This window comes from Enterobacter sp. C4G1, from assembly GCF_052886895.1.
The window spans coordinates 1,220,239-1,241,246 of the sequence record NZ_JBQVVV010000001.1 but is presented as its reverse complement, the minus strand read 5'-3'; the positions used below and the strand labels follow the sequence as shown (position 1 = coordinate 1,241,246).

At 53.8% G+C, this 21,008-nt stretch carries 20 protein-coding genes and 1 pseudogene; 11 read left to right on the top strand and 10 right to left on the bottom strand.

The genetic code is table 11. From position 1 onward, the window contains the following. Positions 1 to 15: 15 nt before the first annotated feature. Entirely contained in the window at positions 16 to 1,275 is a 1,260-nt protein-coding gene (envC, locus tag ACT9TW_RS05965; RefSeq protein ID WP_315688730.1) for a murein hydrolase activator EnvC, read from the top strand. A 3-nt stretch (positions 1,276 to 1,278) separates the two neighbouring features. Continuing rightward, positions 1,279 to 2,214: a divergent polysaccharide deacetylase family protein gene (locus tag ACT9TW_RS05960; protein ID WP_446491880.1), complete on the top strand. Its 936-nt coding sequence runs from the start codon at positions 1,279 to 1,281 to the stop codon at positions 2,212 to 2,214. Positions 2,215 to 2,251: 37 nt separating this feature from the next. On the opposite strand, the gene ACT9TW_RS05955 is transcribed toward ACT9TW_RS05960, so the two are convergent. The 6 genes from ACT9TW_RS05955 to kbl form a co-directional block, all read right to left on the bottom strand. Continuing rightward, on the bottom strand, positions 2,252 to 3,163 hold the full coding sequence (locus tag ACT9TW_RS05955; RefSeq protein ID WP_259349693.1) for a capsular polysaccharide synthesis protein: 912 nt from the start codon (positions 3,161 to 3,163) through the stop codon (positions 2,252 to 2,254). Positions 3,164 to 3,170: 7 nt separating this feature from the next. Beyond that, positions 3,171 to 4,028 carry a glycosyltransferase gene (locus ACT9TW_RS05950; RefSeq protein ID WP_446491879.1) on the bottom strand — a complete coding sequence of 286 codons (858 nt, stop codon included), beginning with the start codon at positions 4,026 to 4,028 and terminating at the stop codon, positions 3,171 to 3,173. A gap of 71 nt (positions 4,029 to 4,099) precedes the next feature. Beyond that, complete coding sequence (locus tag ACT9TW_RS05945) at positions 4,100 to 5,365, bottom strand: O-antigen ligase family protein (RefSeq protein ID WP_446491878.1); 1,266 nt, start codon at positions 5,363 to 5,365, stop codon at positions 4,100 to 4,102. A 63-nt stretch (positions 5,366 to 5,428) separates the two neighbouring features. Then, positions 5,429 to 7,009, bottom strand: coding sequence for a phosphoethanolamine transferase (locus ACT9TW_RS05940; protein WP_182063179.1), 1,581 nt, complete (start codon positions 7,007 to 7,009; stop codon positions 5,429 to 5,431). Between the two features lie 175 nt (positions 7,010 to 7,184). Continuing rightward, positions 7,185 to 8,210, bottom strand: coding sequence for an L-threonine 3-dehydrogenase (tdh, locus tag ACT9TW_RS05935; RefSeq protein ID WP_446491877.1), 1,026 nt, complete (start codon positions 8,208 to 8,210; stop codon positions 7,185 to 7,187). 9 nt (positions 8,211 to 8,219) lie between these two features. After that, positions 8,220 to 9,416, bottom strand: coding sequence for a glycine C-acetyltransferase (gene kbl / locus ACT9TW_RS05930; protein ID WP_446491876.1), 1,197 nt, complete (start codon positions 9,414 to 9,416; stop codon positions 8,220 to 8,222). A gap of 215 nt (positions 9,417 to 9,631) precedes the next feature. On the opposite strand from kbl, the gene rfaD reads away from it, so the two are divergent. The 5 genes from rfaD to ACT9TW_RS05905 are packed head-to-tail and all read left to right on the top strand — an operon-like array spanning position 9,632 to position 14,812. Further along, positions 9,632 to 10,564: an ADP-glyceromanno-heptose 6-epimerase gene (gene rfaD, locus ACT9TW_RS05925; RefSeq protein ID WP_182063176.1), complete on the top strand. Its 933-nt coding sequence runs from the start codon at positions 9,632 to 9,634 to the stop codon at positions 10,562 to 10,564. 9 nt (positions 10,565 to 10,573) lie between these two features. Next, complete coding sequence (gene rfaF / locus ACT9TW_RS05920) at positions 10,574 to 11,620, top strand: ADP-heptose--LPS heptosyltransferase RfaF (RefSeq protein WP_182063175.1); 1,047 nt, start codon at positions 10,574 to 10,576, stop codon at positions 11,618 to 11,620. A gap of 3 nt (positions 11,621 to 11,623) precedes the next feature. Continuing rightward, entirely contained in the window at positions 11,624 to 12,610 is a 987-nt protein-coding gene (gene rfaC, locus ACT9TW_RS05915; protein WP_446491875.1) for a lipopolysaccharide heptosyltransferase RfaC, read from the top strand. Further along, on the top strand, positions 12,603 to 13,706 hold the full coding sequence (gene rfaQ / locus ACT9TW_RS05910) for a putative lipopolysaccharide heptosyltransferase III (protein WP_182063173.1): 1,104 nt from the start codon (positions 12,603 to 12,605) through the stop codon (positions 13,704 to 13,706). Before rfaC ends, rfaQ begins: the two co-directional genes overlap by 8 nt. Further along, positions 13,703 to 14,812, top strand: a complete 1,110-nt coding sequence (locus ACT9TW_RS05905; protein ID WP_446491874.1) for a glycosyltransferase family 4 protein — start codon at positions 13,703 to 13,705, stop codon at positions 14,810 to 14,812. The genes rfaQ and ACT9TW_RS05905 overlap by 4 nt, the downstream gene beginning before the upstream one ends. Here ACT9TW_RS05905 and ACT9TW_RS05900 read toward each other — a convergent pair. Next, positions 14,791 to 15,894 carry a glycosyltransferase family 4 protein gene (locus ACT9TW_RS05900; protein ID WP_446491873.1) on the bottom strand — a complete coding sequence of 368 codons (1,104 nt, stop codon included), beginning with the start codon at positions 15,892 to 15,894 and terminating at the stop codon, positions 14,791 to 14,793. The genes ACT9TW_RS05905 and ACT9TW_RS05900 overlap by 22 nt on opposite strands. Before the next feature lie 157 nt (positions 15,895 to 16,051). On the opposite strand from ACT9TW_RS05900, the gene ACT9TW_RS05895 reads away from it, so the two are divergent. The 4 genes from ACT9TW_RS05895 to coaD all read left to right on the top strand — a co-directional run bounded on the left by ACT9TW_RS05895 (position 16,052) and on the right by coaD (position 19,630). Then, entirely contained in the window at positions 16,052 to 17,035 is a 984-nt protein-coding gene (locus ACT9TW_RS05895; protein ID WP_446491872.1) for a glycosyltransferase, read from the top strand. A 67-nt stretch (positions 17,036 to 17,102) separates the two neighbouring features. Further along, the gene (gene waaA / locus ACT9TW_RS05890) at positions 17,103 to 18,377 is read left to right on the top strand and encodes a lipid IV(A) 3-deoxy-D-manno-octulosonic acid transferase (protein WP_446491871.1); all 1,275 of its coding nucleotides are present in this window, start codon (positions 17,103 to 17,105) and stop codon (positions 18,375 to 18,377) included. Continuing rightward, entirely contained in the window at positions 18,377 to 19,147 is a 771-nt protein-coding gene (locus tag ACT9TW_RS05885) for a glycosyltransferase family 2 protein (protein WP_446491870.1), read from the top strand. Before waaA ends, ACT9TW_RS05885 begins: the two co-directional genes overlap by 1 nt. A 3-nt stretch (positions 19,148 to 19,150) precedes the next feature. Then, entirely contained in the window at positions 19,151 to 19,630 is a 480-nt protein-coding gene (gene coaD / locus ACT9TW_RS05880; protein WP_166718142.1) for a pantetheine-phosphate adenylyltransferase, read from the top strand. 48 nt (positions 19,631 to 19,678) lie between these two features. Here coaD and mutM read toward each other — a convergent pair. The 3 genes and pseudogenes from mutM to rpmB all read right to left on the bottom strand — a co-directional run bounded on the left by mutM (position 19,679) and on the right by rpmB (position 20,986). Further along, a pseudogene (gene mutM / locus ACT9TW_RS05875) lies at positions 19,679 to 20,487 on the bottom strand (bifunctional DNA-formamidopyrimidine glycosylase/DNA-(apurinic or apyrimidinic site) lyase). A 72-nt stretch (positions 20,488 to 20,559) separates the two neighbouring features. Continuing rightward, the gene (rpmG, locus tag ACT9TW_RS05870; protein WP_003024094.1) at positions 20,560 to 20,727 is read right to left on the bottom strand and encodes a 50S ribosomal protein L33; all 168 of its coding nucleotides are present in this window, start codon (positions 20,725 to 20,727) and stop codon (positions 20,560 to 20,562) included. A 22-nt stretch (positions 20,728 to 20,749) separates the two neighbouring features. After that, complete coding sequence (gene rpmB, locus ACT9TW_RS05865) at positions 20,750 to 20,986, bottom strand: 50S ribosomal protein L28 (protein WP_002436699.1); 237 nt, start codon at positions 20,984 to 20,986, stop codon at positions 20,750 to 20,752. Positions 20,987 to 21,008 lie beyond the last annotated feature (22 nt).

The window sequence follows — 21,008 nt, the reverse complement described above, 5'->3', positions numbered from 1 at the left end:
AAGGCGATTTTTTCAATCACATGGGTCGTGAAGCCGCTTCGGTTATCAGTCAGGGCCCTATTTTGCGCCAGCGCACTCAGCGCTGGCGTATTGCTGTGCGCAGCATCCGCACATGCGGACGATCGCGACCAGCTTAAATCTATTCAGGCCGATATCGCCGCCAAAGAGCGTGCGGTACGCCAGCAGCAACAGCAGCGTTCATCACTCCTTGCCCAACTGAAGCAGCAGGAAGAAGCCATCTCCGCTGCCGCACGCAAGCTACGTGAAACACAAAACACCCTCGCGCAGCTGAATAAACAGATCGACGAAATGAATGCCTCGATTGCCAAACTGGAGCGCCAGCGCGCCAGCCAGGAGCGCAATCTCGCGGCTCAGCTTGATGCCGCCTTCCGTCAGGGGGAGCATACCGGCATTCAGCTGATTTTAAGCGGGGAAGAAACCCAGCGCGGCCAGCGTTTGCAGGCCTACTTCGGTTACCTGAACCAGGCGCGCCAGGAAACTATCGCTCAGCTGAAACAGACCCGCGAAGAAGTCACCTCACAAAAAGCCGAGCTGGAAGAGAAACAGAGTCAGCAGCAAACGCTGCTCTACGATCAGCAGGCGCAGCAGGCAAAGCTCGAGCAGGCGCGTAATGAGCGTCAAAAAACCCTTTCTGGTCTTGAGTCGTCCATTCAGGAAGGCCAGAGCCAGCTAAGCGAAATGCGCGCCAACGAATCAAAACTGCGTAACAGCATTGCCCGTGCAGAAGCGGCCGCCAAAGCGCGCGCCGAGAAAGAAGCACGCGATGCGCAGGCCGTTCGCGACAAGCAACAAGAAGCGTCACGCAAAGGGACAACCTACAAACCCACGGAGAGCGAACGCTCACTGATGTCGCGTACTGGCGGTCTGGGTGCGCCTCGCGGTCAGGCTTACTGGCCTGTTCGCGGCTCTATTCTGCATCGCTATGGCGAACAGTTGCAGGGTGAGCTACGTTGGAAAGGGATAGTCATCGGTGCGTCTGAAGGTAGCGAAGTAAAAGCAATTGCCGATGGCCGCGTGATCCTTGCCGACTGGTTACAGGGTTACGGGCTTGTGGTGGTGGTCGAACACGGCAAAGGCGATATGAGCCTTTACGGCTACAACCAGAGCGCACTGGTCAGCGTCGGCACTCAGGTGCGCGCGGGTCAACCCATCGCCCTTGTGGGCAGCAGTGGCGGTCAGGGCCGCCCGTCACTCTATTTCGAAATTCGTCGCCAGGGTCAGGCGGTCAATCCACAGCCGTGGTTGGGAAGATAAGTTTTGCTTCAATTTCGTCGAATTGTTCTCTCCGTCGCCAGCGCACTGGCGCTGGCAGCACCGGTATACGCAGGCAAACTTGCCATCGTCATTGATGACTTCGGTTATCGTCCGCAAACCGAAAACCAGGTACTGGCGATGCCGTCGGCCATTTCCGTCGCCGTGCTGCCCAATGCGCCACACGCCCGCGAAATGGCAACCAAAGCCCATAATAGCGGGCATCAGGTTCTGATCCATTTGCCGATGGCACCGCTCAGCAAACAACCGCTGGAAAAAGACACCCTACGCCCGGACATGAGCAGCGATGAGATCGATCGCATCATCCGCGACGCTTACAACAAAGTGCCGTTTGCCGTGGGCCTGAACAACCATATGGGCAGCGCGATGACATCCAACCTGTACGGCATGCTGAAAGTGATGCAGGCGCTGGAGCGCTACAATCTCTACTTCCTGGACAGCATGACCATCGGCAACAGCCAGGCCATGCGTGCAGCCCAGGGCACTGGGGTGAAAGTCATTAAGCGCAAGGTGTTCCTGGATGACACCCAAAACGAAGCGGATATTCGCGTACAGTTCAATCGTGCGGTGCAGCTGGCGCGTCGCAACGGATCGGCAATTGCCATTGGTCACCCGCATCCGTCTACCGTGCGCGTCCTGCAACAGATGCTGCCGACTTTGCCTTCCGATATCACGCTGGTGCGCCCGAGCGACCTGCTGAATGAACCGCAGTCAGATACGTCGACACCAAATCTTTCACAACCCGCTAAGCCATCTGCGCCGCGTAATCCGTTCCGCGGCGTGAAGAGCTGCAAACCAAAACAGCCGCCAGCGCCGGTCTACGCGACCCGCTTCTTCACAGTGATTGGCGATAGCATTAGTGAAAGCACGCTGGTGAAATACGTTCAGCAGCAGTGGCAGGGATGGGGTAAGAAATCCTGATAACAAAAAGCCACCTGTGAGGGTGGCTTTTTTGTCATTACAGACGGAAGGTATCGTCGAGGATCTGGCTGTACAGCGTCGGCTTCCCGTTATCCGCAGTACGATACTGTTCCTTGTGGGAGAGTTTATAGATCCCCACGGGATCGCGGTTCAGGGTATCAATCGCCGCTGCATCAGGTGCAGCAGAGATAAACTGGCGAATCAAAAAGCGATTATTTCCCGTCACCGGCTGCGCATTCATTACCTCGTGAAACTGAGGATAACGTTCGCGGGCATACAAGAAGCTGTAATCAATCAGGAAATATTCGATCAGGGTATCGTGATGTTGCCAGTAACGATAAAGGATATCCCGAACCAGTTTCACCAGCGTATTGCCCTTTTGCGAGGCAAGAAAATAGGCCGTCCAGAATCCCTGGCTTGTCGCATTTTCGCGTGAGTCAAAACGCAGCGAAGAGAAGCTATTTTCATAGAAAGACTCGGGCACGGCTTTCGTCATAAAGACGGTGGCATCCATCCAGATCCCGCCGTACTGATACAGCAATGAGCAGCGAACAATATCGGAATATTGTGCTTTGCTGATAAGCCCGGCCTGATACTTGGTTTTAATGTGTTCCGGTAATGAGAGGTAATCAGGGATATTGTCATCCGTCAGGATAACAACCTGAGCGTCAGGCGTATTACGTTGTACGGATTCGATACAACGCTTAACCAGCTCTGGCGCGCTTTCCAGCCCCTGAAACCAGCAGATCCAGATAATGCGCGACTGGCTGGGTTCAGTGTTGCTCGCGGATTCTGGCTGAATTTTCAGCGCATCAATAACGCCAAACAGCGTCTCTTTTTTCTTCTGCTCAAAATGCGCAGCCGCACGCTGGAAAAGAGATAAACCGGTTTTCTTCTGCCAGCGCCGTGCTTTTTTGATGAGTTTATTGATTAGATTGAGATTCATCATTTCGCCCTTATCTACCCTGGAACATCTCTTTTAACGTACGGCGCAGCAGTTTCATTCTCAGCTTGGCATCTTTTTTACGCCCGCGTAATAAACAGTTCATGCGCGAAGATTTAAACCCACGGAACGACATCAGCTGGAACAGGTTATTGCTTTTGGTTTCTTCGGACATGTGCTCACGGTATTTAAAATAGAGCTTCCGGTAAGCATTGTATTTTTTAATTTGCGATGTAATTCGGTTACTGCCGTGCTCAGCATCCACCATGGCGGTGCTAAAACTGTATTTAATACCGGGACCATATTTCAGGATTAATTTAATCCAGACATCGCGATCCTGCTGTTGTTTAATCTCAGGGGAAAACCCCCCCACGCCTGACAGTTTCTCTTTCGTTGTCAGTACCTGATTACCCACCACGTTTTCACAGAGGATATCCTGTAACCCAATTATTCTTTTATCGTTGGTATCTGGATAGGTGCGGTGAGTTTTATCCAGCCGGGCAGGGGTATCCGTAACAAAGGCATAGTTTTCATCGTAGCGCGAAACCAGCTTTGATAAACGCTCAGGGAGGAAATAGTCGTCGTCATCCAGACCGGTGACAAACACACCGTGCGAGAGTGCGTAACCCCGGTTGCGGCTGAAGTTAGAGCCGCTGTTCTTCTCGTTACGTTCATAAGTGAAATGCACAAAACGCGCGTCACATTCTGATCGTATACGTTCAATGAGTTGCGCCGTTTTTTCGTTCGAACAGTCATCAACAATAATCAATTCTACAGCAGGGTAAGTCTGAGCAATTACTGAGCAAATGGCACGTTCCAGCAAATCCTCTCTGTTGTAGGTGGTGATGATTACTGAAATCAGTTCGTTCATAGCGTGCTCGTCTGTTAAATGACATTTTTCCACCGGGAGAATACCTTTTTCCCGGTGGAGAATCAAAACGATTACTTTATGATATCCCGATGCTTGTTTTGCTCAAGGAAAACAACCGACATTATAAGTGTCAGCATCCAGGCAACCGGCGTGGTTTTAGAATAGAACATTACACCGCTTAAACCGAACATAATTAATGACACCAGGAAGGCACAAAGAATAACGCTTTTCAGCTTCCGCAATGCATACCACGCAAGAGATATTACAAACAGAATATAAAGTATTAAACCTGAAGGTCCTTTTAAAGAAAGCGTCTCAACCACTTCATTATGCAAATGACCACGCATATGTTCTAACGCACCTGCCAGGCTAGGATCTTTTTTCACTACTTCAGTAATTTTGGCATTACGCACATCAGTGGATTGCCAAAAATAGTTATCTTCTGCCGCAATTAACCCGGTTTTCCACATAGCGAAACGCGCCCCAACGGACGTGGTGCTGTTGTCTTTATCATAGGCCACAATATCGTGGTTTAAATCGTTATAACGCTGGATCAGGCTGTGCTTCATCATAAACATACCCGCAAGCAACGCGACCAGAAGCACACCGACGCCTTTCCACGGGATATGCTTTTCTTTGTAGAACTTCACCACCAGCAGACCGAAGAAGATAACAGGATACGCCAGAATAGCGGCACGCGTTTCTGTAGAAACCAGAATCAGGAAGGTAATAAAGAAGTGCCCAAGGATACCCAATCCTTTCCAGCGGGAAGCGCTGTGCTGCATCACAATGATAGTATAGAAGGAGATAAATGCGATGGTATACGCCGCACCCGTCGCATTGGTTCCCCCCTTCAGTGCAAGCGTTACCCTTTGGCTATCAAGGAAAAAGTGCTGATAGCTTGCATAAACAATAATCATCACCTGGAGCAGAACAGCCAGCAACACATGAATTTTATTGCTACCGATTTTGAGCTGGCTTCTGTTTGCGAAGACGAACAGCGAGAATGCACCAAATAAGCAAATTTTACCCACTTCCAGATACGCGCGGTAAGAGTTAATTGCAGGACTACTCTCTACCTTAAACATGCGATACCAGACGAGATCGCAAATACCAATAACCAGCAGCACAAGGCACAGCCAAAATGCATCATGTTTTTTAAAATTTTTGATATCCAGTAAAAATGCAACCAGAGCAACAATGCCGGCAACACTAAATACTTTTATCGAAAAATTGGGTGAAACAATAACGCACCCAAACGCAACAGCACATAGCCCGAATAATAGCTGTAATAAATAATATTGGGTCTTATCTAATGTTAAGTTACTCATCATCATTCCACTTACTGAAAGTAAAAAACAGGCTAGCACATCCCGTTACGTTTGTTGAACGTACCTGTGTTAACGAATATTGCGCCATTCATACGACTTACCTGTCGTATCCAGCACCGTCACATTCTTATCGTAACTGGCAAGCCAGGACTGTACCGACTGCTCAGGCTCTCCCTGACGATGAATGCCTAACCACAACTCCGCGAGCGTGTTTACATCATCAGCGGACCAGGGCTTATCATAGTCGCCGATGAGTTTATTTTTAGAATCAACCTGTTGCCCGTACCAGATAAACATCGGGATCTGCAGGGCCTCTCTGGGAGGGTTAACGTTGCCGTGAGAGTAAACCACCGAACGCTGCGGATCACGAATCAGACCGTGATCGGAAAAATACATCACCGATGAACGCGAGTTTTCCAGAGTACGGAATACATTTCCCATCAGAGTATCGGTGTAACGCACCGAGTTATCGTAACAATCATCGGCTTCGCTGCCGCCACTCAGAACGGCCTGGCTTGCCGGGAAGCGTCGACAGGCTGGCTCGTGGCTACCGTACAGGTGCAGAACGATGATTTTTTTGCCCGGTTTTTTCAGCGCATCATTCAGTAACGGAAGCAGGTCTTCATCATAGCCCCCTTCTACCCACTGATGCTGCCTGGTGTTCATGGCGATGCCGGTAATGACATTATTATGCGCCCCGCCCTTGCCCTGACGGCTAAACCAGTAGGTGTCATACCCCGCTTTATTGGCGATATTAATGACATTATCGCTGTATTTATGCGGATCGCGCTTGCCCACGGTATCGGCTGTCATTGCTAATGGCACGGCCATAATGGTGACAGGTGCGGGAGTTACAGCATTGCGGAACAGCAAAAGCTGCGATTTTTGTTTCTCCAGCTCTGGCGTGGTATCCCGTTGATAACCATAGATACCCATGTTTGCCGTGCGCTCTGACTCACCAATGATCAGCACATAGTTTTCAATTCCGGTGTCCGACAGCGTGAGTTTATAATCGGGAATGTTATTGCCGATATTAGCGACCACCGCGTTATCTTCTATCGCCTGCATAAACACTTTTGCAGTACTGACTGGCGTGGCTTGCACAACGCGCTGCGCCATGCTTTCGACATTACTTCTTCTGAGCTGATGCTGCCAGGCCTGGCCGATAAAGGCTGCGAGCGTTAATGCCAGCGCAATAACCGGCCAGCGACGAAAACGTGGTGCAACAGGCCATCCGCCAGTGTTGGCGGTATAGATAAACAGCGCGGAAAACGCCACAAAGATAATGCATTCACGCCAGTACAGCCCGAGCATCGAACTGGCTTCACCCGGCGTGGTATTTAATACGCTGAGCGCAAACCCATAGCTAAATGCTGAATTGAAGTTATTCCACGCATATAACTGAAGGGTAAGATCAGCCGCGACTGGAATTAATAAAACTACCGCCAGTACGTTTTTAATAAATTTGTTATTTATGCACTTTAACGTCAGCAATATCAGTACAAAAACCAGCGTTCGGTTAATCACCGCATTATATTTAGCATTTACAATATTAACGCCAATAACTATTAGCAGGGAAACAACTACAGTTAAAAAAGCGGCAAGCCGTGAAGGGGTATCAACCAACTTTTGCGAAAACAATGTGGACATAATGACCTGATTAGCCTGGCAAAATCTTTCCTGACGTAATCATTATGACTGCAAGAATGAACGCGCGGAGAAGACTCTGTGGAGAAAAATTCGCCAGAAGTTAACAAGTAACCCCTGGAAAGTCAAACCGCTAAAACGTGTACAGGCACCCGTAAAACGGGTGCCTGAGAGCAGCTTAATCCCAGTTCAGGATAACTTTCCCGGACTGGCCTGAACGCATTGCGTCAAAGCCCTGCTGGAACTCATCGATGGAGAAGCGATGAGTAATGATTGGCGACAGATCCAGACCAGACTGGATCAGTGCAGCCATCTTGTACCAGGTTTCGAACATCTCACGGCCATAGATGCCTTTGATGAACAAACCCTTGAAGATCACCTTGTTCCAGTCGATAGACATGTCTGACGGCGGAATACCCAGCATGGCGATACGGCCACCGTGGTTCATGGTATCCAGCATGGTACGGAACGCCGGTGGTGCGCCAGACATCTCCAGGCCCACGTCGAAGCCTTCGGTCATGCCCAGCTCAGCCATCACGTCGTTCAGGCTCTCTTTAGAGACATTCACAGCACGGGTAACGCCCATTTTGCGTGCCAGCGACAGACGATATTCATTCACGTCAGTGATAACAACGTTACGCGCGCCGACGTGTTTCGCCACTGCTGCAGCCATAATGCCGATCGGACCAGCACCAGACACCAGCACGTCTTCACCCACCAGATCGAACGACAGCGCCGTATGCACCGCATTACCGAACGGGTCGAAGATGGAGGCCAGATCGTCGGAAATGTTGTCCGGGATTTTGAACGCGTTGAATGCCGGGATCACCAGATATTCCGCAAAACAGCCAGGACGGTTGACACCCACACCCACGGTATTGCGGCACAGGTGCGTACGACCACCGCGGCAGTTACGGCAATGACCGCAGGTGATGTGACCTTCGCCAGACACGCGATCGCCAATTTTGAAGCCTTTCACTTCCTGACCAATGCCAACCACTTCGCCGACATATTCGTGGCCAACCACCATAGGTACCGGAATGGTTTTCTGCGACCACTGGTCCCAGTTGTAAATATGGACGTCAGTACCGCAGATGGCGGTTTTACGGATTTTGATCAGCAGATCGTTATGACCGACTTCCGGCTCCGGCACGTCGGTCATCCAAATCCCTTCTTCTGCTTTCAGTTTGGATAACGCTTTCATCTCACGTCCTCAGGCAATCACGCCCAGTTGTTTGCCGATGCGGGTAAAGGCTTCAACCGCACGTTCAATTTGTTCAGGCGAATGCGCCGCAGACATCTGGGTGCGAATACGCGCCTGACCTTTTGGCACCACCGGGAAGAAGAACCCGGTAACGTAAATCCCTTCTTTTTGCAGTTCACGGGCAAAGTTCTGCGCCACAACCGCATCGCCCAGCATTACCGGGATGATCGCGTGGTCAGCACCGGCCAGGGTAAAGCCTGCGGCACTCATTTTTTCACGGAACAGACGCGCATTGGACCACAGACGGTCACGCAGTTCCGCGCCTGATTCCACCATCTCCAGCACTTTGATGGAGGCTGAAACAATGGCTGGTGCCAGGGAGTTGGAGAACAGGTACGGACGGGAACGCTGACGCAGCCACTCGACCACTTCTTTACGCGCTGCGGTATAGCCGCCGGACGCGCCGCCCAGTGCTTTACCGAGCGTGCCGGTGATGATGTCCACACGGCCCATCACGTCGCAGTATTCGTGCGAACCACGACCATTTTCGCCCACAAAGCCCACCGCATGAGAGTCATCGACCATCACCAGCGCATCATATTTATCCGCCAGGTCACACACGCCCTTCAGGTTGGCGATCACGCCGTCCATTGAGAACACGCCGTCGGTGGCGATCAGCACATGGCGAGCGCCCGCTTCACGCGCCTCCTTCAGGCGTACTTCCAGTTCAGCCATATCGTTGTTGGCATAGCGGAAACGCTTCGCTTTACACAGACGCACGCCATCGATGATGGAGGCGTGGTTCAGCGCATCGGAAATAATCGCATCTTCTGCGCCCAGCAGCGTTTCAAACAGGCCGCCGTTAGCATCAAAGCAAGAGGAGTACAGGATCGCGTCTTCCATTCCGAGGAAGCTCGCCAGCTTTTTCTCAAGCTGCTTGTGGCTGTCCTGCGTACCGCAGATAAAGCGTACGGAGGCCATACCGAAACCATGGGTGTCCATGCCGTTTTTCGCAGCGGCAATCAGCTCAGGGTGATTCGCAAGACCTAAATAGTTGTTCGCACAAAAATTGATCACATGGCTGCCATCGGCGACGGTGATGTCCGCCTGCTGTGCAGAAGTGATGATGCGTTCTTCTTTGAACAACCCTTCCGCGCGTGCGGTGTCCAGGTCGCTGTTTAACTGTTTGTAAAAATCACCACGCATTGCAATTCTCCAGACTCGGCAAATTTCGGCACATATTACCCAAACCTATACTTCATGACGAGATGACACATTATCTCTTCTCGTTTTTGTAGCATAAATCACGCGTACCCATGCGCGATGTCGGTGAATGGCTGTAGGGTCGCCATACTAATGATATGATAGAAACATTAGCGTCCGGGATTGTCCCCGGGCTCCACACTTCAAAGGTTACAGTTATGATTATCGTTACCGGCGGCGCGGGCTTTATCGGCAGCAATATTGTTAAGGCTCTCAATGACAAAGGCATCACCGACATCCTGGTGGTGGACAACCTGAAAGACGGCACCAAATTTGTAAACCTGGTGGATCTGAACATTGCTGACTATATGGATAAAGAAGACTTCCTTATCCAGATTATGGCAGGTGAAGAGTTCGGCGAAATCGAAGCTATCTTCCACGAGGGTGCGTGCTCTTCCACCACCGAGTGGGACGGCAAGTACATGATGGACAACAACTATCAGTACTCCAAAGAGATTCTGCACTACTGCCTGGAGCGTGAAATTCCGTTCCTGTATGCCTCTTCTGCGGCAACCTACGGCGGCCGTACGTCAAACTTCATCGAATCCCGTGAATATGAGCAGCCGCTGAACGTATATGGCTACTCTAAGTTCCTGTTCGACGAATACGTGCGTCAGGTTCTGCCTGAAGCAAATTCCCAGATCGTGGGCTTCCGCTACTTCAACGTGTACGGGCCGCGTGAAGGCCACAAAGGCAGCATGGCGAGCGTTGCGTTCCACCTGAACACCCAACTGAATAATGGCGAAAGTCCGAAACTGTTCGAAGGCAGCGATAGCTTCAAGCGTGACTTCGTTTATGTTGGCGACGTTGCCGCGGTGAACCTGTGGTTCTGGGAAAACGGCGTGTCCGGTATCTTCAACCTGGGTACGGGCCGTGCAGAATCCTTCCAGGCCGTTGCGGACGCAACCCTGGCGTATCACAAAAAAGGCAGCATTGAGTACATTCCGTTCCCGGAAAAGCTGAAAGGCCGCTACCAGGCATTCACTCAGGCTGACATGACCAACCTGCGTGCTGCGGGCTACGACAAGCCGTTCAAGACCGTTGCCGAAGGCGTAACGGAATATATGGCCTGGCTGAACCGCGACGCGTAAGAAGTAAGCATGAAGATACTGGTGATCGGCCCGTCATGGGTGGGCGACATGATGATGTCGCAAAGTCTCTATCGCACGCTCAAGGCGCGCTATCCCCAGGCGATAATCGACGTGATGGCACCTGCATGGTGCCGTCCGCTGTTATCGCGGATGCCTGAAGTAAACGACGCTATCCCGATGCCGCTGGGCCACGGGGCGCTGGAAATCGGTGAACGCCGCAAGCTCGGCCACAGCCTGCGCGAAAAGCGCTACGATCGCGCTTACGTGCTGCCCAACTCGTTTAAATCCGCCTTAGTACCCTTCTTTGCTGGCGTGCCTCATCGCACCGGCTGGCGCGGTGAAATGCGTTACGGCCTGCTGAACGACGCCCGCGTGCTGGATAAAGCGGCCTGGCCACTGATGGTGGAGCGCTATGTTGCGCTGGCCTACGACAAAGGCGTGATGCGCAGTGCGAAAGACCTGCCGCAGCCGCTGTTGTGGCCGCAGTTGCAGGTTAACGATGGCGAAAAATCCCAGACCTGCAACGCGTTTGGTATTTCGGACGAACGCCCAATGATCGGTTTCTGCCCTGGCGCAGAGTTCGGCCCGGCAAAACGCTGGCCGCACTATCACTACGCCGAACTGGCAAAACAGCTTATCGACGAAGGCAACCAGATTGTCCTGTTCGGCTCGGCGAAAGATCACGAAGCGGGCAATGAAATCCTTGCCACACTGAGCACAGAACAGCAGGCCTGGTGCCGTAACCTGGCCGGGGAAACCCAGCTGGAGCAAGCGGTTATTCTGATTGCCGCCTGTAAAGCCGTGGTCACCAACGATTCTGGCCTGATGCACGTTGCTGCTGCGCTTAACCGCCCGCTGGTTGCCCTTTATGGCCCAAGCAGCCCGGACTTCACCCCGCCGCTGTCACACAAGGCGCGTGTTATTCGCCTGATCACCGGCTACCACAAAGTGCGTAAAGGCGATGCGGCACAAGGCTATCATCAGAGCCTGATCGACATTACGCCAGAGCGCGTGCTCGAAGAGCTTAACGAACTGCTGTTGAGCGAAGAAGGATAACGAATGCGGGTATTGATCGTTAAAACCTCTTCGATGGGCGATGTACTGCATACGCTGCCGTCCCTTACGGACGCGATGCAAGCCATTCCCGGCATTCGTTTTGACTGGGTGGTGGAAGAAGGTTTCGCGCAGATCCCCACCTGGCATGAAGCGGTCGACCGTGTGATCCCGGTGGCTATCCGCCGCTGGCGTAAGGCGTGGTTCTCCGCACCGATTAAAGCCGAGCGCAAAGCGTTTCGCGATGCGGTGCAGGCTCAGCATTACGATGCCATCATCGACGCACAAGGGCTGGTCAAAAGCGCCGCGCTGGTGACGCGACTGGCGCACGGCGTAAAGCACGGCATGGACTGGCAAAGCGCCCGCGAACCGCTGGCAAGCCTGTTCTTTAACCGTCGCCATCATATTGCGAAACAGCAGCACGCGGTGGAACGTACCCGTGAACTGTTCGCCAAAAGCCTGGGTTATACCAAACCTGAAATGCAGGGCGATTACGCCATTTCGCAGCATTTCCTTCATAATTCACAGCAACTTAGCGCGCCTTATCTGATTTTCCTCCATGCCACCACCCGGGATGACAAACACTGGCCGGAAACCCACTGGCGTGAGCTGATCGGTTTACTGGGTAGCGCAGGTTTGCGCATCAAACTGCCGTGGGGTGCCCCGCATGAAGAGGCGCGCGCCAAACGCCTGGCAGAAGGGTTTGATTACGTGGACGTCTTGCCACGCATGAAGCTCGATGGCGTGGCACAAGAGCTGGCGGGCGCGACGGCAGTGGTATCGGTAGATACTGGCCTGAGCCACCTGACGGCCGCACTGGATAGACCTAATATTACGCTTTACGGCCCAACGGACCCGGGTCTTATCGGCGGCTACGGAAAAAATCAATATATCTGCCGTCCGGAACATTCATCGCAGCTGAGCGACCTCAGCGCCGCTGCGGTATTTGCGCAATTAGAGCCTTTGCTGGCAGCAGAGAGAGCCTATGTCTGATTTTTTCTCAGCGGAGCGCCCACCAAAGCGCGTGCTGATCATTAAGCTGCGTCACCACGGTGACGTACTGCTTACCTCGCCGGTCTTTACCGTGCTGAAAAAGAACTGGCCGAATGTTGAAGTCGACGCGCTGGTCTACGACGACACGCAGGCGATGCTGACCAGCCATCCGCATATCGATCAGGTGCATACCATTGGTCGCAACTGGCGCAAAAAGGGCTGGTTCGAGCAGTTCCGCCTGTATCGTGCTCTGGTCAATACGCTGAAAGGACGTCAGTACGATGTGCTGATTAACCTAACCGAACACTGGCACGGCGCGCGTCTGGCGCGTCGGCTGAAGCCGCGTGTCTCCGTCGGCTTTAAACCGGATAAACGCGGTGGACTGGCACGTCGTCGTTGGGTGAAATCCTTCACCACGCTCTACCCGGCGATTCAGGACAACAGCCGCCACATGGTGGAAGTGAATCTGGACGCCCTGCGTCGGGTAGGGATCCACCCGCAGTCTGATGAAGACAAACATACCCTGTTTGTACCGGGTGACGCGGCGGAAACCTCCATAGCTGAGAAACTGGCCGGATTTGGTCTACAGAGTAAATCCTACATTCTGGTGCACCCGACGTCGCGCTGGATGTTTAAAGCCTGGGATATCAAAAAGCTGGCGGCAACAATCGATAACCTGGCGGCTCGTGGCCTGCCGATTATCCTCTCTGCCGCGCCGTCAAAAGAAGAAACCGCGTATATGGATGAGCTGCGTGCTGCGCTTACCCAGCCGGTGTTTGATTTAAGCGGTCAGTTGAACCTGAAAGAGCTGGGTGCCCTGATGAAGCACGCGCGTATTTACTTCGGCGTTGACTCCATGCCAATGCACCTCGCCAGTGCCGTAGGGACCCCGACCGTGGCTATCTTTGGCCCAACCGGGGCAATCAAGTGGGCACCGTGGGGTGTGAATTATCGCGTGATCACCGCCGGATTTACCTGCCAGCCTTGCGGCAAGGCGGGCTGCGGTGACGGTGGCGTTTCCGACTGCATCACCGCCATTACCCCGCAACAGGTGTTGAGCGCTATTGATACCCTGCTGCTGGAATATCCTGCATGAAGCTGGCGATCGTCCGACAGACCTACAACCCCAACGGCGGCGCGGAGCGTTTTGTTTCCCGCGCGCTGAACGTGTTGGCTCAGGACACGACCCTGGATGTCACGCTGATTGCCCGCCAGTGGGAAGATGCTTCAGGCTGGAAAACACTGACGGTAAACCCGCCGTTCCGTAACCGTATTGCCCGCGAGTCCGGGTTTGCGGTGGAAGCAGCCTCGCATTTTGCTCAGTTCGATATTGTGCAAAGCCATGAGCGAATTCCGGGGGCAACCATTTTCCGCGCAGGCGATGGCATACACGCCACATGGCTTGAGCAGTATGGCCGCATTTTATCGCCGCTGGCACGCTGGGCGCAGTCATTCAGCCGTTATCACCGCTATATTTTGCAGGCTGAAGCGCAGATGTTTACCCATCCGCAACTGCGCACCGTTATCTGCAACTCAAAGATGGTGCGTGATGACATCGCCCGCCGCTTTGCTTTGTCGGATGACAAACTGACCGTGATCTACAACGGTGTGGATACGGCGCATTTTAGCCCGGATGTCCGCGCGTTGTCGCAGCGTGCTGCGCTCGGCATCCCCGAAGATGCGCCAGTGCTGGCGTATGTCGGGTCTGGTTTTAGCCGTAAAGGCGTGGCCACCGCGCTACGTGCCATTGTCCCGCATTCTGACGTCTGGCTGCTGGTTGCCGGTCGCGATAAACACGCGCGCAAATTTGAAAAGCTGGCACAGACGCTCGGCGTGGCATCACGCGTGCGTTTCCTGGGGCCGGTTGCAGATGTGCGGGAAGTTTACGGCACGGCGGACGCGCTGATCCTGCCTACGCTCTACGATCCGTTCCCGAATGTCTGCGTGGAAGCGCTGGCCTGTGGTCTGCCGCTGCTCACCAGCCACGGCTGCGGCGCGGCAGAATGGATAACTGAAGGTCAAAACGGCTGGGTGCGCGACGCGCTCGACAGTGAAGGCTATCAGCAGGCTATCGCCCACTGGCTGCAAGGCCGTGGTCAGGGCGTTGATTATTCAGCGGCTGCGCGCGCAACCGCTGAACCCTACACCCTGGACAGAATGGCAAAAGAGCTCCAGGCGCTTTATCGCGACCTGCTGCGCTGAGCCGCTTCAGAGAAGACTTTCTCCATCGCGTCCAGCATACATTCGCGGGTAAAGTGGGTGCTCAGGTAATCATAACCCTGCTGTGCCAGCTTTTCGCGAAGAGCTGCGTCGTCATACAGTTTCACAATGGCATCGTGCAGCGCTTTTTCATCACGCTGGGCGATCAGAATCCCCGTCTGACCATCAATCACCGCATCCGCCGTCCCGCCAGCATCGGTCGCGATGGTGGCAATACGAGACGCCAGCGATTGCAGAACGCCCTGAGGAACACCTTCCATATCGTGTGAAGGACTCAGCGCAATATCAAACGCCGGGAACCAGCGCTCAGGGTCGCTTTGATGCCCCGCCATCACTACGCGCTGTTGCAATTCCAGGCCGACGATTTCCTGCTCCAGCGTGGCCTTGTGCGGCCCTTCCCCGACAATCGCCAGCTTGATGTGTGGGTTATCGATTTGCGCCAGGGCGCGCAGCAGCACACTGTGGCCTTTGTTCGGACGCAGATGCGACACCACCCCCAGCCAGAAATCCTCCTGCGACAATCCACAGTGCACGCGGGCGTCGTGTTTATCCGCCGGGTGAAAGCGCTGCGTATCCACACCGCTCGGCACGGATGTGCTCTGGGACATGGGTACGCCAATATTCGCCACCTGATGACGCAGCGCTTCACCGGTTGTGACGATATGGGCACAGGCTTTACGGAACAGCCAGCGGGTCGTCCAGTTATTACGCGGCACACCAGAGGCATGGCGCGTGCGCACCAGCGGCACAGGGTTCGACAGCGTCAGGTTTGCCAGTGCCACCAGCCAGGTATCAGCTGAGTTATGGCTATTGATGACATCAATCGATTTACGGCTGTCACTCAGCCAGCGACGTAACAATTGCAGATTTTTAAGGTTCTTACGCTTTAACGGCATGGTGACAACCGTTAGCCCGGCGCTTTTCGCCATCGCGTGCAGCGGCGCGGTTTCCGGGCAAAGAATGGTCACCTGATGGCCACGCTGAATCATGCCTAACGATTCGTTAATAATGCGCAAAGGCTGCCCGCCTTTACCACCGTCTGCTTCAGTGTGAACAATATGCATACATTTCCTGTTATGAATCTCGCCAGCGTGACGCTAATTTGCCGCCTGACGGGATCTTTGTCCCTCCAGGCATATGTTTTTAGTATCCACCAGATATAATACAGCACGAATGGTACCACCAACATGGGTGGCCTGCCCTGAACACAACGGAGAAAGCATGTCCGACACACCTTTATTGAGCCTTGTGGTCGCCGTCTATAACGGTGAAAAATTCCTGAGTGCATTTTTCGACAGCATCAAAGCTCAACATCTGGACAGTCTGGAACTTGTCGTTGTGGACGATGGGTCAAGCGATAACTCTGCGGCCATCATTGCGCAATACGCCAGTGAATTCCCGTATTACAAGGTCATCGAACAGACCAACCAGGGCGTCTCTGCCGCTCGTAACACCGGTCTGGCTGAGGCCACAGGCGAGTATGTCGCGTTCCCGGACATCGACGATGTGATTTACCCGGGCATGTACCCACGCCTGCTGGAGATGGCGAAGAAAAACGATCTCGACGTCGCCACCTGTAACGGCACCTATATTTACGATGATGGCAGACCTGCGAAAAAAATCTTCCCGTCCGACAAACTGCAATCCACCGACGTGCTGGATGGCCCAACCTGGCTTCAGCGCGCGCTGGCATCGCGTAAATTCCTGCATGTGACCTGGCTTAATATTTATCGCCACGCGTTTATTAAAGCGCAAGGGTTCACGTTCGAGCATGGACTGCGCCACCAGGATATCCCGTGGACGACCGAAGTGCTGCTGACCGCCAAACGCGTTCAGTACACAGACGAAACCTTCTACGACTATCTCATCCATTCCGCATCGGTATCACACACGCCGGGCACGGATGACTCGCGGATGCGTAACGCGCGCCACTATATGAAAATCCTTGAGATGCTGGACGTTATCAACCAGCGCTACCCGGATGCCGTGCGCCGCGTGCCGGCCTGCCAGTGGCAAATCGCGAAAGAGGGTCTGGGGATCCTGCACGCGATTAACAACATTGGCGATACGGCCAAAAAGCGTGAAATTATCCAGGAGCTGTTCGATCGCGGGATCTGGGCACTTATCTGGAAAAACGCCCGTGGGCTTCGCCAGCACTGGCGCCTGGGCCGCCGTTATTTCCGTTTAAAGCGGTATCTGGCATAAGAGATAGCTTTACCTGGCTTAAATGCTTAGAATTTGCCCGCCGAAACTAAAAAAAACGGATAATCGCTTGGAATTGTTGTATACCGCTCTGCTCTACATCATTCAGCCACTGGTGTGGCTGCGACTGTTGCTTCGTAGCCGTAAAGCGCCTGCGTACCGAAAACGCTGGGCTGAACGCTATGGCTATTGCCGCAATAAAGTCGCCCCGGACGGTATTTTGCTGCATTCCGTTTCTGTTGGCGAAACGCTGGCGGCTATTCCGCTGGTACGCGCCCTGCGCCACCGTTACCCCTCTTTGCCGATAACCGTCACCACCATGACCCCGACCGGCTCAGAGCGCGTTATGTCCGCATTTGGCAAAGGCGTGCATCACGTCTATCTGCCTTACGATCTGCCCTGCGCCATGAATCGTTTCCTGAATACCGTTCGCCCAAAGCTTGTGATCGTGATGGAAACCGAACTGTGGCCGAATATGATTTCCGCCCTTCATGCCCGTAAAATCCCGCTGGTTATCGCCAACGCGCGCCTCTCTGAGCGCTCGGCAAAAGGCTACGGCAAGCTGGGTAAATTTATGCGTCGTCTGCTGGGCAAGATCACACTGATTGCCGCACAGAACGAAGAAGACGCCGCACGCTTTATCTCTCTTGGCCTCAAGCGCAACCAGCTGGCGGTGACCGGCAGCCTGAAATTCGATATTTCGGTCACGCCCGAGCTCGCCGCACGCGCAGTCACATTGCGTCGCCAGTGGGCCCCGCGCCGCCAGGTCTGGATTGCCACCAGTACCCACGACGGCGAAGAAGAGATTATCCTGCAAGCGCACCGTAAGCTGCTGGAAAAATTCCCGGACTTACTGCTGATTCTGGTCCCTCGTCACCCGGAACGTTTCAAAGACGCCCGCGAGATGGTGCAGAAAGGCGGTTTCAGTTTCACCCTGCGTAGCAGCGGCGAGATCCCGTCCAGCAGCACCCAGGTGGTGATTGGCGATACGATGGGCGAACTGATGCTGCTGTACGGAATTGCCGACCTCGCCTTTGTGGGCGGTAGCCTGGTCGAGCGCGGCGGTCATAACCCGCTGGAGCCTGCGGCGCACGCGATTCCGGTGCTGATGGGCCCACACACATTTAATTTCAAAGATATCTGCGCTAAATTGCAGCAAGCCGATGGCTTAATTACCGTGACCGATGCGGACTCGGTGGTCAAAGAGGTATCGACCCTTCTGACTGACGAAGATTACCGTCTGTGGTATGGCCGCCATGCCGTCGAGGTGCTGCATCAGAACCAGGGCGCACTGACCCGTCTGCTGCAACTTCTTCAACCTTATCTGCCTCAGCGGAGCCATTAATGTCTCAGCGTCTGTCGGTCGTCATGATCGCCAAAAACGCCGCCGACCTGCTTCCCGATTGCCTGGACTCTGTGGCCTGGGCTGACGAAATTGTCCTCCTCGATTCAGGCAGTGAGGACAACACGGCAGAGATAGCCCGTGCAGCAGGCGTGAAGGTGTACACCAATACAGATTGGCAGGGTTATGGCGTGCAGCGTCAACGCGCGCAATCTTACGCGACCGGCGATTATGTGCTGATGATCGACACCGACGAGCGCATTACGCCAGAGCTCCAGCAGGCGATTCATGGCGTGCTCGCCGTGCCTCAGCCAGGTGCTGTGTACAGCATCGCGCGTCGTAACTACTTTCTCGGCCGGTTTATGCGCCACAGCGGCTGGTACCCTGACCGTGTGATGCGTTTGTATGAGCGCGAGCGTTACCAGTACAACGATAACCTGGTGCATGAATCCCTGGCCTGCGATAACGCTCCGGTAGTTGCCTTAAACGGTGATTTACTGCACCTGACCTGCCGCGATTTCGCCAGCTTCCAGCGTAAACAGCTCAACTACGCTACCGCATGGGCACAGGAACGCCATCAACGTGGCAAGAAGGCAACGCTGACCGGTATTTTCACCCATACGATCGGAGCATTTCTGAAAACCTTGCTGCTGCGTGGCGGGGTGCTGGACGGAAAACAGGGCTGGTTACTGGCGGTCGTGAATGCTCAGTATACATTTAACAAATACACCGAGCTGTGGGCGCTTAGCCGCGGCTACTCAGAGAAAACGTGAGCCATGAGCACAAAAGCGATTTATCCGGGTACCTTCGATCCGATCACCAACGGCCATCTTGATATCATCACCCGTGCAGCGAGCATGTTCGACAAGGTGATTCTGGCGATTGCTGCCAGCCCCAGTAAGAAGCCGATGTTCGATCTGCCCGAGCGCGTACAGCTCGCCACCGATGCGATTTCACACCTGTCGAACGTTGAAGTGGTGGGGTTCAGTGACCTGATGGCTAACTTCGCCCGCACCCAGCAGGCCAATATCCTGATCCGTGGGTTACGCGCGGTGGCTGACTTCGAATATGAGATGCAGCTGGCACACATGAACCGCCATCTGATGCCGGATCTGGAGAGCGTATTCCTGATGCCGTCAAAAGAGTGGTCGTTTATCTCTTCCACGCTGGTGAAAGAGGTCGCCCGTCATCACGGCGATGTGACCCACTTCCTGCCGGTGAATGTCCATCAGGCGCTGATGGAGAAGCTGAAGTAACCCTTTTGATTGCCAGGCGGCGTTGCGCTTGCCCGGCCTAAAACTGTATTACTTCTGGCACTGACGGCAGTAGAACGTGGCGCGCTGAGCGTGTTTCGTGGCAATAATCGGTGTCCCGCACACTCTGCACGGCTCACCCTTACGCCCATATACCTGCAACTCCTGCGCAAAATAGCCCGGCTTACCGTCGCTTTGCAGAAAGTCCTTCAGTGTCGTTCCACCCTGCTCAATCGAGCGTAGCAGTACCGCTTTAATCACTCTGACCAGCAGTTCGCACTCCTGAGCCGACAGCGACGACGCCAGACGGTCGGGATGAATGCCCGCGGCAAACAGGGATTCACTGGCGTAAATATTGCCCACGCCCACCACCAGCTTGTTATCCATCAGCCAGGGTTTGATCGGGGTTTTCTTCTTCGCGCACTTCTCTTTCAGGTAGTCTGCGTTAAAGGCGTCAGAGAGCGGCTCAGGCCCCAGATGCGCCAGCACGCTATGCCCTTCAAGCTCTTTGGTCCACAACCACGCCCCAAAGCGGCGCGGGTCGGTGTAGCGCAGTACTTTGCCATTGCTCATCACCAGATCAACATGGTCATGTTTTTCGGCAGGTAACTCTTCACTGAGATCCGCAGGCTCCCGGACATCCCCAGATGGATGATTATCCAGCCATCCGGCAGCTCCAGCAGCAGATACTTGGCGCGGCGCTGCACGCTAAGAATCGGTTTATCACTCAGGGCATGGATCTCATCGGAAACCGGCCAGCGCAGACGGCCATTGCGAACGACAGCATGAAGAATAGTCGCGCCAACCAGATGGGGTTCAATACCGCGACGGCTGGTCTCTACCTCAGGTAATTCAGGCATGGTTCCTCCGTTGAGAGTCAGAATGCAAAAAACCCCGCAGGAGCGGGGTTTTTCAATACAAGGAGACTAAAATTATTTAATTTTAGCTTCTTTGTACAGTACGTGCTGGCGTACAACTGGATCGAATTTTTTCAGTTCCAGTTTTTCCGGCTTAGTACGTTTGTTCTTCGTGGTGGTGTAGAAGTGACCTGTACCAGCAGAAGAAACCAGCTTGATTTTCTCGCGAATACCTTTAGCCATGATTTAGTTCCTCGTTAAGTACTTAGTACTTTTCGCCACGGGCACGCAGTTCAGACAGAACTGTATCGATGCCTTTCTTATCAATAACACGCATACCTTTAGCAGATACACGCAGGGTGACAAAACGCTTCTCGCTCTCAACCCAGAAACGGTGAGAGTGCAGGTTCGGCAGGAAACGGCGTTTAGTCGCGTTCAGTGCGTGGGAACGGTTGTTACCGGTCACCGGACGCTTGCCAGTAACTTGGCAGACTCGGGACATGTCTATTCTCCAAAAATCAAAT